Genomic DNA, 12,871 nt, shown 5'->3' with positions numbered 1-12,871 from the left:
GGGGGTATCGGTCGCAACGTGCTGCTACCCTTGCGCTTCGCCATTAGTCGCTTCGTTGATGGCGCGGTACTCGGCACTCAGCTCGCGCGCCAGCTCTTCCTTGCTTGGAAGATACGGCAAGTATTTGGCGGCAAACACTTGGTCGTTGTCTTCGGGCAGCGTGTACTCGACAATCGAGTCGCTTTTGTCTGCGCAGAGCACGATGCCTATAGGCGGATTGTCGCCTTCGTTCATGAGCTCGCGCGCGTAGTAGTTCACATACATTTGCATCTGGCCCAGGTCCTGATGCGTAAGGTCATCGGTCTTAAGGTCGATGAGCACGAAGCAGCGCATCAGATAGTTGTAAAACACAAGGTCAATATAGAAATGGCGCCCATCAAAGGTGATGCGCTTTTGGCGCGCCTCGAAAGCGAAACCACGGCAAAGCTCCAGCAGGAACTTCTGAAGATGCGTGATGAGCGCCTGCTCTAGATCGCTCTCGCGAAACGCAGTATCGTCCGAGAAGCCTAAAAACTCCAGTACATATGGGTCGCGGATGATATCCTCGGGGCGATGAGCCGGGGCGCTCTTTTGGATTTCCTGGGTGACGGCCTCCTTGTCCTTGCTGGCAAGCAGGCGCTTGCGGAACATGGTGTTGATCTGGCGCTCGAGCTGACGCGTGCTCCAACGAGAATCGGCGCATTCGTTCATGTACCATGTTCGAGCATCAGGGTCGGGAATGCGCATCAACCTGCGGTAATGAGTCCAGCTCAATTCGCTACGCAGTGCGTCGCGAATTGGAAACGCAAGAAAGAACTGACGCATATTGCGAAGGTTTGCGATGCCAAAGCCTCTTCCGAAATCCGCGGTAAGCCTTCTGGAGAGGCCTGCAATCAATGCCTCTCCATATGCTGCGCGCTCCTCTCCGCCCTGTTCGTCAACAATGCTCTTGCCGATCTCCCAATACGCCTCAACCATCGCAAAGTTAACTGCGGTATAGGCCTTGTCGCGAGCGGCGTTGAGAATCGAGGAAACCTGCTTGTAAAAAACTACTGGCACGATTGCCGATTCTCCACGGTTTACCAGTTCACCCATCAAAGTCGCCCCACTTTCCTCTTGTGGAATGCATCTTTATCGCATTTAGTTTAAAGCCTCGCGCGGACACGAATTGCTGTGCTGTCTGGCACCTTCGCATGGGAGCCTTGCGGTGACTAAAATGTGGCCATAGAGGCAGTTTTAGCGAACCCCGCGGGAGTGACACGCATGGATAACAACACTTTGCTGTTCCAGGACAAAGGTTCGGGTAGGTTTAAAGACGTTAAGATCTACCCCAACCGTATTGAGGTGCTCAAGAAGGGCACGTTCGGCGGCAAGCACACCGAGATTGTCTATCTTAAGGACATCACGGGGGTCAACAGGATCAAGGGCCGCGACGTTTTCCTACGTAACAGGCTGTTGACTGCTTGTGTCTTTAGCCTGAGCAGCCGTGCGAAGGCCCAGGAGTTTGTTAACGCGCTGAACATGGTGATGTAGCCTATGGCGGCGTTCGGGCCACGGTAAAAATCGGGGGCGCAGAACGGTACCCTGCGCCCCCGATTGAGTCGATATGTCCAAAAGGCCGACTTGCCTATTCGACAACGTCCTCGTTGTTTTCACCGTCACTGGCAAGCATCGCCGCGCCGGCGACCGTTGTCGCTACGGCGGCAGCGGCGAGCCCGGCGGCGATGCCAGAGCCGTCGCCCGTGTCGGCGAGCTTTCCGCCCGAGCCCTTGCCCTTGTTACCCTTGCCGTTCTTGTCGGCGCTGCCTGCGTTGGAACCCGTGCCGCTGCCGGTGCCGGCGCCGCCTGCACTGTCCGAGGCCGCTACGGTAAAGCTTGCGGCTCCGTCGCTGGCGAGCTTGTAGTTCTGCGCCGCGTCGCCCAAGAGACCGTTCACGCGCACCCAGTACGTTCCTGCAGCAAATGTTTCGCCCTCGGCCATTGCTGTGCCCGGAGCGCCGTTCGCGTCGTGCACAAACTCGAGCTGGGCCGTGCAGGCATCGGTTTCGAGCTTGCCCTCGAGTGATGCCGCAATCTTGGCGCGCACGTCTTCGCCGGCCTTAAGGCCTTCGAGTCCCTCAAAATGGGGCGTCAGCGCGCGTGGATCGATATCGATGGGCACAGAGCCCTGCAGCCCCGTAACGGTCTCGTTGCCCAGGGCGTCGACATCCACGTATTCAATGGCAAACGCATGGCCCGAAGCTGTCGCGTTGAGCGCGTTGCTGCTGTCGGCAAGGCGGAAATGACCCTCGCCAACGGTCTTGCCATCCTGGAATGAGGCATCGCTCAGCGAGTCGCCGTACGTCATGCGCATGCGGGCCGGGAGATAGTACGGGAGATAGCACGAAGCCGTCTGCTTGTGCTCCGTATCGTAATTGCGCTGATAGATGCTCCGGGCCAGCGCCGCATCAACAAAGTCGGATGCGATGATGCCAATGTGCTTGAGGTAATCTGACTTTGTGTCCTCGTTGCCGCTGGGATTGATATACGGGCTCTTATACAGATGCTCGTTGACCACTCGTGCCGAGGTAAAAGGATTGCCTCCGTGCGACAAGCCCGTGCAGCTGGTGTAGTTGATAGACCAGCAACGCTCCTGGACTTGCACCTTGGCCCCGTCATCGTTCACGACGTCCACCTTGTTGCGCGTGCGCCCGGTCGTTTCCTTCAGCGCATTATCGACCCAGCTGAGCTTGTCGGTTCCCGTGAGTTTGTACTTGTCCTGGGCGTATACCTTGGTGCAATAGGGCTCTTTGTCGCCTGTTTCCCCCGCGGCTTCAAAGCCCCGCGCGTCCTGGACGAGACACATAGCGGTGCTGTCGGAGTGAGCCTTGATCTTGTCATCCCATTCGGTAAGGTCGAGGCCCCACGTATGGCCGCTTTCACTGTTGCCGGCGAGCCTAAATCGACGCAGCAGAACGATCTTTCCGCGAACCTCGCCCAGCGTGGGGGCATGGCTCGACGTGTAGAACAGATCGGGATTATCGTCCATAACCTTGGCGAAAGCCGTCGTAACACTGTCATCGGTAGCCTCGTCGTTGCCGCGCGATGCGAGCATGATAAGCGCTTCTCTCGGGTTTTCGCTCAAAAACGTTTTAAAGTACCCGATGACATCGGAGAGATGCAGATAGTTCCCGTCTTTTTTGAATAGGTAGAAATCCCCGTGGCAGATACCGGGGTCGTTGCCCTTTCCGAGTCGGATATCAAAATAGCGGATTCCCTCGAGCAACTGCGTGGGAATGTAATCCTGCTGGCATTTTACTTGCGAGGATTGGGGCTCAGTGTCGTTGTCCACGCTGCAGGTGCCCGAATCGTGCGTACCCGGGATGCTCAGCTCGTCGAGGAACTTGTTGTCGTTGACGTATTTCATCCAACATGGCCCATCGACGTAGCTGCTGTACGTGATCCAGTCGAGGCTGCTAACCGTGGCATCGTTCTTTTTCATGTCGTAACCGATAAGTTCGAGCTCCCACGGAATGCTCTTACTCTTATGGCAGATCTTATTGTTGTCCTGGTCTTCGCCGTTCGATTCTATTGCCAGGTACTTAATGTCTTTTTTCTCGGTTTCTTTCTCGACCGTGCGGTCTCGGATGATATAGGTTCCGTTTGATTGGCGCTCGAACGCAAAAGCGCGGCTGGGCTTGTTGTCATACTCGCCGCCCCATACGTGGATGACCTTTCCATCTTTGTCCGAGTCGTCGTCGACCGACCAAATGCTGTAGCCCGTCTTTTTATGCTCTTCGAAATTGAGCAAGGTGCGGATAGCATACCAGTTTGTATCGTCATTCTTGGTCGTTACGTTCTCAAGGATGAGCTTGCTGGACGTGCCGTCGTTAAACAGGTGGCAGACGTTGCCGCGAACGTTGCCGTCTTGGTTGACGCTCGCGGTGCGAAAATAGCCCGCGGGGCGAAGGCGAATGACGAAATTGTCGAGGCTGACTGCTGGCCCGGCCGTGCCGTCCGCAAAGGCTGCCCGCGGGCCAATGCCCAGCGTGGCGGTTTCGGGCAGGCTTGCCAGTGGCGACAACGCTGCAAGTCCAAGGCCCAGCGTAAACGCTCGGCGACTGATGGCATGATGTTCGGTCATAACTCCTCCGTTCGCAGGGTGCGGTCATGCTCTCGTTTTGGTAACTATACTGCCCGAATGATAAAAGGCGTTGGCTTAAGATGTCTGCGCGGCGCCATAAATCGGCGGGCGGACGCGTTGGGGCGCTTGTCTATTTGTGCCGCTACCGTGTCTGGGATGGTTTCGGAGTCCGGCATCTTCGCGTTCGTCGGCTGCCGGCATAAGAAAGGGAGGGTCGGTTTACCGGCCCTCCCTTAGTGCGAAGCGCTGGGGTACCGTCGCTTGTTTGCACTGCGCCCGTGTTTCCCGCTGCGCTCGCCAGTCGCTTAGCGCTTGATCTCGATATCGTCGAGCTTGACGTCCATGGCTTCGGCGATGTCTTCGGCAAATTCCAGAGACTTCATCATGGTCTCGACGGCGTCCTTGTGCTCCTCGACGTTGTCGATGCGCACGTACACGCTGCCGCCGCCTGCTTCGGTGAAGTACTCAGTCGTCACGCCGCCCGAGTGTGTATAGGAGGCGTTGCGCCAAGTCTTGCCGTTGTACTTGACGGGGTCATTCTCGGTCCACTCAAAGTTGGCCTTCCATTTGGCCTCGTAGTCGAACGGCTCGTCGGCGTTCTTGTCAGAGTCGAAGACAGGATGAGGCGATCGCTGGCGTGCTCGCTCTCGGTGAACTTAAGTTGGGCCCTGTCGGCGGTATCGCCTGCGACGTCCGTGATTTCGACGCCCTCGGGCACCTCGGCCTTAAACCAAATGAAGCCGGTCCTCATATCCACGGCTGGCTTTTCCGTGGCGCCACCGCCACTGCCGGTAGCGCCGCCACTGCCACCGCAGCCCACCAGGGCAACCGCGGCAAAGAGACTGATGCAGAGGGTGAGGATCGCAAAGGCCTTCTTTTTCATGGTCGTGTCCTCCGCTATCTGCAACCGCCCATGGATTACCTGCCTTTACTGTGCGCGCGGACGGCTCGCTAGGGTGGGCCATGTGTCCCATGTTTGCGTGTACGGGCTTGCCGCAAGGTGGGCCTGGCGCTGGGCAAGCGTGCGGATTGGTTGATTCTCCCAATGTTGCGCAACAGCGATACCGGCTTAGGGTTTTAAACTTGGCTGTGACAAAAGCTAAACAACGAAAGGTCGAACGATGTTCTGTCAAAAATGCGGACAGCAAGTTCCCGATGGATCGACGTTTTGCACGCATTGCGGGGCGTCGCTGGCTGGCGGTTCCGTGCCGACGCCTACGGGCGCTGGTCCTTCCTCTGCCCCGGGCCTAACCCAATCGATGCCGCCGGTCGCGCCTGCGCCTCAAAAGCCCAAGAGCAAAGTTCCGATTGTCATCGCGGTGGCGTGTGCCGCCGTGGTACTCCTTGGGGGAGGCACGGTGTTTGCGCTCGCGATGCTTAACGGGTCCAAGAGCTCCGACACGCAAATCTCGGTGATCGATACCGGGTCTTCGGACGAGAAAGATTCTTCTGCCAAGAAGAAGAGAGACAAGTCCAAGGCCAAGGAGTCTTCGTCGTCGGATGACGAGGCCGTTTCCGAGGACGAATCGGCATACTACGGCTCGGGCGATTCGGACGATTTCCTAACCGACGTGCAGACGTACACAAACGACCTTCACCCTTATAGCATGTCGATTCCCAATCGCTTTGAGATGGAAGATACTTCCAGCGGCAGCGGCGCCAGGTATAAGGATCCGGAGACGGGCTTTGTAATCAACCTGTTTGGCTATGTCAACATTAACGAAGAAACCGCACACGAGATGTTCGTCGACGCGGACACCTCGGGCAAGGCCGACCTCTATACCGCAGAGGGCGACAACTGGTACGTGGTCTCGTGGCGCGAGGACGATACGATCATTTACGAAAAAACGATCGTCACGGATTCGACGATTGCCACGGCGCATTTGGAGTACTCGACTGCAAACCGCGATATGGGGTCGAAGATTATCGACACGCTGCTGCCGACGTTTCAGGTGGACTAGGAGCCCGTGCCTATAGCCGGCAATCGGAAACACCGATAGCCAGAGCTCCTGACAGCCTTTGTCTTATGGGTTAGACTGGGTTTCAATAAAACCGATGAATGGGACAACCGCTTCCTGGCGTCGTTGTCCCATTTTTTTATTATGCGTGCGGCCCATGGTGGCCGGCGCGGTGGGCAGAGGTGTTTCGATGAGCCAAGAGATGATGGATAAAACCTGCCGAGGGTTTGCCGAGGCGCTTGCCGCGCGTGAGCCGGTTCCCGGCGGCGGTAGCGCGAGCGCCTTTGTAGGCGCGCTGGGCGCTTCGCTGTGCGGGATGGTTGCTCGCTATGGGGTGACCAATCCCGCGCTTTCCGATCGCGCGGACGATCTGACGCGCGCATTTGCCCAGGCAGACGAGCTGGCGCAGGAACTTGTGGGTCTGGTCGCCGAGGACGTTCGTGCGTACGGCCAGGTGTCGGCGGCATACGGTATTCCGCGCGATGATCCGGCTCGACCCGCGACGATTCAAGATGCGTTGCACGTGGCGGCCATGCCACCGTATCGGATCATGGATGCCTGCGGGCGCGCGCTGGCGCTGCTCGAGGACATGGCCGATAAGGGCTCGCGCCAGCTGCTGTCCGATGTGGCGTGCGGTGCCGTGTTTTGCCGCGCGGCCATGCAGGGTGCGAGCTTGACACTCTTTGCGAACACCACGTCTATGAAAGACCGGGCACGCGCCGAGGAGCTCGAGGCGGCGTGCGATGAGCTGCTGGATACGTGGCTGCCGCGTGCCGATGCGCTGGCGCGCCGTGCCGCCGATGCCGCAAGGAAGAGGGGATAGTCATGGCTGAGCTGTTGAAGGGCGCTCCCGTCGCCCGCGCGTTGACTGAGGAGCTTGCCGCTCGTTGTGCTGTTCTGCGCGAGCGCGGCGTTGTGCCGACGCTGGCCATCGTTCGCGTGGGCGAGCGCGAGGACGACCTATCCTACGAGCGCGGTGCCCTCAAGCGCTGCGATAAGGTTGGCATTGAGGCTCGTCGCATTTTGCTTCCTGCTGATGTTTCGCAGGATGAGCTGCTGGCGGCTATTAAGGACATCAATGCCGACTCGGCCGTTCACGGCTGCCTGATGTTTCGCCCGCTGCCCGCTGGGCTTGACGAGGATGCAGTTGCCGCGGCACTCGATCCCGCCAAGGATGTTGACTCCATGACGCCGGCCTCGCTGCTTACCACGCTTTCGGGGCGAGGCGAGGGCTTTGCTCCTTGCACGGCCGAGGCCGTGCTGGCGTTGCTGGACCATTACGGCGTTGAGCTGGATGGGGCCAAGGTCGCGGTCGTCGGTCGATCGCTGGTGATTGGCCGTCCCGTTGCCGCCATGCTTACGGCCCGCAATGCCACGGTGACGACGTGCCATACGCATACGCGCGACTTGGCTGCCGAGTGCCGTTCTGCCGACATTGTTGTTGCCGCGGTTGGACGTGCGCGCACGATTGGCGCGGATGCGGTTCGCAAGGGCCAGACGATCATCGATGTGGGCATCAACTGGGACGAGGCCGCCGGCAAGCTGGTCGGCGACGTCGATTTTGATGCTGCAGAGCCGATCGTTGGCGCAATTACTCCCGTGCCGGGTGGCGTGGGCGCTGTAACGACGGCGATTCTCGCCAAGCACGTGATCGAGGCGGCGGAGCGTGTATCGAAATAGGCGTTTTGGGCTGTTTGAGGGGTTAGCCATATACCACGTGGCCAAAAAACGCCAAATTTGAGTACTGTTGCCAAGATAGTCACATATGTTTTACGTCTTTTAAACTCCCTAACGATATTCATTCTCGTTAGGGAGTCCATTTTATTGAACCTGTGGGGAATAACGTTGTCTTGCTTTTGGACAAATGGGGATTTTCAGCACTCATTACAAGGTAATTTGCTGCTACTAAATTGGTGACAGTACTCAAAGTTGGCATTTTTTGGCCACAGGGGTTACCGGGGCGGCGGTTTCGCTCTTTTTGCGCCGAAGCGATACACTGTTGCCGTTTGATTTCTTCGCTCAAGGAGGATGCGCATGCCGTGCACAACGATTTTGGTTGGTAAGAATGCGAGCTACGACGGGTCGACGCTTGTCGCCCGCAACGAGGACTCGTCCAACGGGGTGTTTGAGCCCAAGCGTATGCGCGTGGTGCATCCCGACGAGCAGCCGCGTGTCTACACGAGTGTCCTGAGCCACCTGACCGTTGAGCTGCCCGACAATCCCATGCGTTACACAAGCGTCCCCGACGTTGTCCCGGGTCATGGCATTTGGGCCGAGGCCGGCTTCAACGAGCTCAATGTGGGCATGTCCGCAACCGAGACGCTCACCACCAACGAGCGCGTCCGCGGCGCCGATCCGCTTGTCGACTACGTGCCCGCCAAGGGCAACGAGGGCGAGGACGGCTATGTTCCGGCGCAGCCCGGCGGTCTGGGTGAGGAGGACATGGTGACCCTGGTGCTGCCGTACGCTAAGTCTGCCCGCGACGGCGTGCGCATTCTGGGCGAGCTGCTCGAGCGCTACGGCACCTATGAGAACAACGGCATTGCCTTTAGTGACGTTGATGAGATCTGGTGGCTCGAGACCATCGGCGGGCACCACTGGATCGCCAAGCGCGTGCCCGATGACGCCTATGTGACCATGCCTAACCAGCTGGGTATCGACAGCTTTGACCTGGACGATGCCGAGGGCACCCAGGCCGATCACATGTGCTCTGCTGACCTGCGCTCCTGGATGGACAAGTGGCATCTGGACCTGACGCTGGGCGTCGAGGGCGACGGTCCGGCGACGGTCTTCAACCCGCGCGAGGCCTTTGGCTCGCACAGCGACAGCGACCACGTCTACAACACGCCGCGCGCCTGGTATATGCAGCGCTGCCTCAACCCCAGCGATGTGTGGGACGGTCCCGACGCCGATTACACGCCCGAGAGTGACGACATCCCCTGGAGCCGCGTGCCCGAGCGCAAGGTGACCATCGAGGACATCAAGTACGTGCTTTCGAGCCACTACCAGGGCACGGAGTACGATTGCTACGGCAGCAAGGGCACGCCCGCCACGCGCGGCGCCTATCGTCCCATCGGCATCAACCGCAACAGCCAGCTTGCCGTGCTGCAGCTGCGCCCCTATGCGCAGCCGGCGTATCGCGCCGTGCAGTGGATGGCGTTTGGCTCCAACTCGTTTAACGCGCTCGTGCCGCTGTACGCCAATGTCGAGACCATGCCCGAGTACTATGCCGACACGCAGGCCCGCGTGACGTCCGAGAATTTCTATTGGGCAAATCGCCTGATCGGTGCCTTGGCCGATGTTCGTTTCCATGAGTGCGGTCGCGCCGTCGAGGATTATCAGGAGAAAGTCGGCGGCATGGGCCACAAGCAGATTCACGACGTTGACGCTGTCGTAGCTGCGCTGCCCGAGGCCGAGGTGCCCGCCGAGCTCGCCCGCGCCAACGAGGTCTTTGCCGAGCTCGTACGCGTTGAGACCGATGCTCTGTTGGGCAAGGTGCTCTACACCACGAGCTGTGCCATGAAGAATTCCTTCGCGATGAACGATAATGTGAGGTAAAGACGACCTTGCAACGAGCGAGCGGGGCAAGCGCCATCGAAGGCTTTGCCCCGCTCGATTCCTATCTTGGCGGTAAAACGATTTTGTGTCGTTCGCTCAATCTTGGGTACAAGAAGGCTAATGCAGTTGTTCACGATTGGAGCCAACCATGGTTATGAAATTCGATCAGCTTGTTAACGGTGCCATCAACGTGGGCTTCGGCGCCGCTGCCGTTGCCGTCGAGGGCGGCAAGAAGGTTCTTGACGACCTCGGTACCAAGGGCGAGCAGGTTCGCAAGGATGCTGGTACCCCCGATATCGCCCGCAGCGTGTCCGACATGTTCGAGCAGGCGGGTGGCACCATCTCCGACCTGACCGAGCGCCTGGGCATGCAGGGCGAGACCGCGGCGCAGCGCGTACTCGACGAGCTCATCTTGGCCCGCGTCCGCGTTATGACCGCCCCCCAGCGCACGGCCTTTTTGGCCCATGTGCGCGACATCGTCGATGCGGTCGAGGACAACGTGACCTCGGTGCCCGTCGAGTCCGTTGAGCCCGACGACGCAGAGGACGCCGAAGAGGCCGAGTAGCAGCGCAGATGGCAGATTCCACCACCGATTACAACAATCTAGATCCCTTGGGTGACGAGACGGCGGTTGTCGATGAGGTCGATGCCACCGTCTCGGGCGCTCGCAAGAAGCCTCGCGCTGTCGATATGGTCCCCGAGGAGCCCGACGCGATGGCGCCGGACGAGGAATACCAGCTCACGCCGGCAGGTCGTCGTGAGCGCATTGGGCAGATCGTTCGCCTGATCAAAAAGTACCGCGTATGGGATAACCTCACACCGGTGCGCCTGCGCCGTCTGCTTGAAGAGCTCGGCCCCATGTTCGTCAAGATGGGGCAGATTCTGGCCAACCGCTCCGAGATTTTGCCGCAGCGGTTTTGCGACGAGCTGCGTCGCCTTCGCTCCGACGTAGAGCCGGTGCCGTATGAGGTAGTGCTCCGCTGTCTGGAAGAGGAGTACGGCCAGCGCCTGGGGCAGATGTTCGACGCGATCGACCCCAACCCGCTCGGTAGCGCTTCTCTTGCACAAGTTCACCGTGCCCGCCTGGTGACGGGCGAGGACGTGGCCGTTAAGGTGCAGCGCCCCGGCGCGCAGCAGGTCATGGCGCAGGACATCGACATCATTCGCTCGGTGGTGCGCATCGTCTCAAAGTTCGTCAACACCGACCAGTTTGTTGACTTACACGCCGTCGTCGAGGAGTTGTGGGCCTCGTTTCGCGAGGAGACCAACTTTTTGGCCGAGGCCAAAAACCTCAACGATTTCTATGAGTTCCATAAGAGCGTCCATGGCGTGACGTGCCCCAAGTCCTATCTGGATCTGTGCACCGAGCACGTCGTGGTCATGGATTACGTCGACGGCATCTCGATTGCCGATCCCGAGCGCCTGGTGGCCGAGGGCTATGACCTGGAAAAGATTGGCTCGGCGATTGTCGAGGACTATTCGACGCAGGTGCTCGATGACGGCTTTTTCCATGCCGACCCGCATGCAGGAAACATCATTCTCAAGGACGGCGTCGTTTACTTTATCGACCTGGGCATGGTTGGGCGCATGTCGAGTCACGACCGCGGTATCGTCAAGGACATGATTTTCGCCGTGGCCGAGGGCGACGTGCCCAAGCTCAAGGATTCGCTTATGCGCTTTGCCGTGACGCGCGGCGATTCTGCCGAGCTCGACCATTCGGCCTTTTTGTCCGACTTGGACTTTATCGTCGCCGACTTTGCGGGCCTCGATCTTAAGGACCTGGATATCGGCGAGTTTTTGACCTCGCTGCTAAACCTGGCGCGCAAAAACGACGTTGAGCTGCCGAGCGTGGTGACGATGTTCGCCCGTGGCATGGTGACGCTCGAGGGCCTGCTGACCGAGTACATGCCCAACGTCAACATGATCCAGATCATACAGACGCATATCAAAAACGAAAAAAGCACCTATGCGCGCGTACGCGATATGGGGCGCGATCTTGTCGCGAGCAGCTATCGCGCGGCAAAAGGCTCGCTCGAGGCGGCTGAGTATCTGGGCTTGGCGTCGCGCATGCTCACGCGCGGCCAGCTTAAGGTGAACACGCAGATCATGAGCAGCGATAAGGCGTTGCGGCAGCTGGGCGGGATTATCGACCGCATGTCGATGGCAATTGTGATCGCCGGCCTGTTTATCGGTTCGTCGGTGGTGTACTACGCGCGCATCGAGCCGGTTGTGTTCGGTATCCCTGTCATTGGCTTTATGGGCTACGTGAGTGCGCTGGTGCTGGCGCTGATGCTGGGCCGCGAGATCTGGCGCAACAGCCACGGCGGCAAGCGCTAGAGGCTGCGACCGTCACCGCATTCTCCTATCGCAAACAATAGCTTTTACCTTGGGCTTCGCCTGCGTGTGAGGCCCTTTTGCGTGCTACCATATTGACGGTAATAATCGATGGCCTAGATGGTGGTGCGGAGACGCACGAATGCGCGGTTTTCCTGCGCGTTTGGGAGAATCGGGGTGCAAGTCCCCGGCTGTACCAGTAACCGTAATTCCTCTTGGCTCGGGATGGTCGCGTCGCAGATCGGACGGCGCGCCCGGGTCGTTAAGGTTAAGTCGGATCGCCTCCCATCTTGTATGCGGTCGCGGCGCATGCCGCCGGTACGCGTGGGCTCTGGAGGGAAGGGGGACCCTGATGGGGGTACTCGAGCGCAATGTGCGCGATGACGTGGGGCAGCCTCAAGGTAACGCTCCAAGTACAGACAATGGGGGACAAATGGATATGTTTGAGGACGAGCGCGAGCGCGCCTCGTTGCATCGCCGTGGCACGATTGCACGCGGTGTAGCCAAGCGCGGCCTGGTGGCATTCCTGGCTTTTGCCATGGCTTTTGGTGCCACGCCGGCGCAACTTTGGGCCGACGGCGCCGAGGGCATTGCCGAGGCCGTGGCGCAGGCGGCACCGCCTGCCGAGAACGGCTCTGGTGAGTCCGCGACAAGCCCGGCTGCCGACCCCAATGCGAGCGGCGTGGTGGCGAATGGGGGCACTGCCGACCAAGATGCCGCCGCGACAGCTTCGGGCCCTACCGGCAAGACTGAGGGCGATAGCGCTGCCGGCAATGAGGCGACGGCTGCATCGACGTCCGATGCCTCGAAGCAGGACGCCGCCGTTGTCTCTGCTGCTGGAGAGGCCAAGGCTCAGCCTGCCAAGGCCGAAAGCCAGGATGTTGCCGCGACGTGCTCCGTCGTCGGCACCGACGCCAAG

At 59.5% G+C, this 12,871-nt stretch carries 12 protein-coding genes; 8 read left to right on the top strand and 4 right to left on the bottom strand.

Annotated features, from left to right (window positions below):
• Positions 1-24 precede the first annotated feature (24 nt).
• The gene (locus tag SFLMC1_RS00935) at positions 25-1,038 is read right to left on the bottom strand and encodes a YhcG family protein (protein WP_152073642.1); all 1,014 of its coding nucleotides are present in this window, start codon (positions 1,036-1,038) and stop codon (positions 25-27) included.
• Between the two features lie 204 nt (positions 1,039-1,242).
• Here SFLMC1_RS00935 and SFLMC1_RS00930 point away from each other — a divergent pair, with 204 nt between their 5' ends.
• On the top strand, positions 1,243-1,512 hold the full coding sequence (locus SFLMC1_RS00930) for a hypothetical protein (protein ID WP_022095134.1): 270 nt from the start codon (positions 1,243-1,245) through the stop codon (positions 1,510-1,512).
• Positions 1,513-1,606: 94 nt separating this feature from the next.
• Here the strand turns inward: SFLMC1_RS00930 and SFLMC1_RS00925 are convergent, their stop codons facing one another.
• From SFLMC1_RS00925 to SFLMC1_RS00915, 3 genes are all read right to left on the bottom strand, one after another.
• A complete protein-coding gene (locus SFLMC1_RS00925; RefSeq protein ID WP_152073643.1) occupies positions 1,607-4,102 on the bottom strand; it encodes a phosphatidylinositol-specific phospholipase C in 2,496 nt (831 codons plus the stop codon).
• A 305-nt stretch (positions 4,103-4,407) separates the two neighbouring features.
• Positions 4,408-4,578 carry a hypothetical protein gene (locus SFLMC1_RS00920; RefSeq protein WP_156064533.1) on the bottom strand — a complete coding sequence of 57 codons (171 nt, stop codon included), beginning with the start codon at positions 4,576-4,578 and terminating at the stop codon, positions 4,408-4,410.
• Positions 4,575-4,985, bottom strand: a complete 411-nt coding sequence (locus tag SFLMC1_RS00915) for a hypothetical protein (RefSeq protein WP_154063881.1) — start codon at positions 4,983-4,985, stop codon at positions 4,575-4,577. The genes SFLMC1_RS00920 and SFLMC1_RS00915 overlap by 4 nt, the downstream gene beginning before the upstream one ends.
• Positions 4,986-5,223: 238 nt before the next feature.
• On the opposite strand from SFLMC1_RS00915, the gene SFLMC1_RS00910 reads away from it, so the two are divergent.
• The 7 genes from SFLMC1_RS00910 to SFLMC1_RS00880 form a co-directional block, all read left to right on the top strand.
• A complete protein-coding gene (locus SFLMC1_RS00910; protein WP_152073645.1) occupies positions 5,224-6,063 on the top strand; it encodes a zinc ribbon domain-containing protein in 840 nt (279 codons plus the stop codon).
• A gap of 187 nt (positions 6,064-6,250) precedes the next feature.
• Complete coding sequence (locus SFLMC1_RS00905) at positions 6,251-6,883, top strand: cyclodeaminase/cyclohydrolase family protein (RefSeq protein WP_187323797.1); 633 nt, start codon at positions 6,251-6,253, stop codon at positions 6,881-6,883.
• A 2-nt stretch (positions 6,884-6,885) separates the two neighbouring features.
• On the top strand, positions 6,886-7,740 hold the full coding sequence (locus tag SFLMC1_RS00900) for a bifunctional 5,10-methylenetetrahydrofolate dehydrogenase/5,10-methenyltetrahydrofolate cyclohydrolase (RefSeq protein WP_152073647.1): 855 nt from the start codon (positions 6,886-6,888) through the stop codon (positions 7,738-7,740).
• A 354-nt stretch (positions 7,741-8,094) separates the two neighbouring features.
• Positions 8,095-9,618 (top strand): C69 family dipeptidase, encoded by a 1,524-nt coding sequence (locus SFLMC1_RS00895; RefSeq protein WP_152073648.1) that lies wholly within the window; start codon positions 8,095-8,097, stop codon positions 9,616-9,618.
• Positions 9,619-9,766: 148 nt separating this feature from the next.
• Entirely contained in the window at positions 9,767-10,183 is a 417-nt protein-coding gene (locus SFLMC1_RS00890; protein ID WP_152073649.1) for a hypothetical protein, read from the top strand.
• 8 nt (positions 10,184-10,191) lie between these two features.
• Complete coding sequence (locus SFLMC1_RS00885; protein ID WP_152073650.1) at positions 10,192-11,955, top strand: ABC1 kinase family protein; 1,764 nt, start codon at positions 10,192-10,194, stop codon at positions 11,953-11,955.
• Between the two features lie 430 nt (positions 11,956-12,385).
• Positions 12,386-12,871: hypothetical protein (locus SFLMC1_RS00880; protein ID WP_222838008.1), on the top strand; the 486-nt coding region annotated here is incomplete at its 3' end.

It is taken from the genome of Collinsella aerofaciens, from assembly GCF_901212495.1.
GTDB classification, from domain to species: Bacteria; Actinomycetota; Coriobacteriia; order Coriobacteriales; family Coriobacteriaceae; genus Collinsella; species Collinsella aerofaciens_H.
This window is presented reverse-complemented; position numbering and strand designations above follow the sequence as displayed.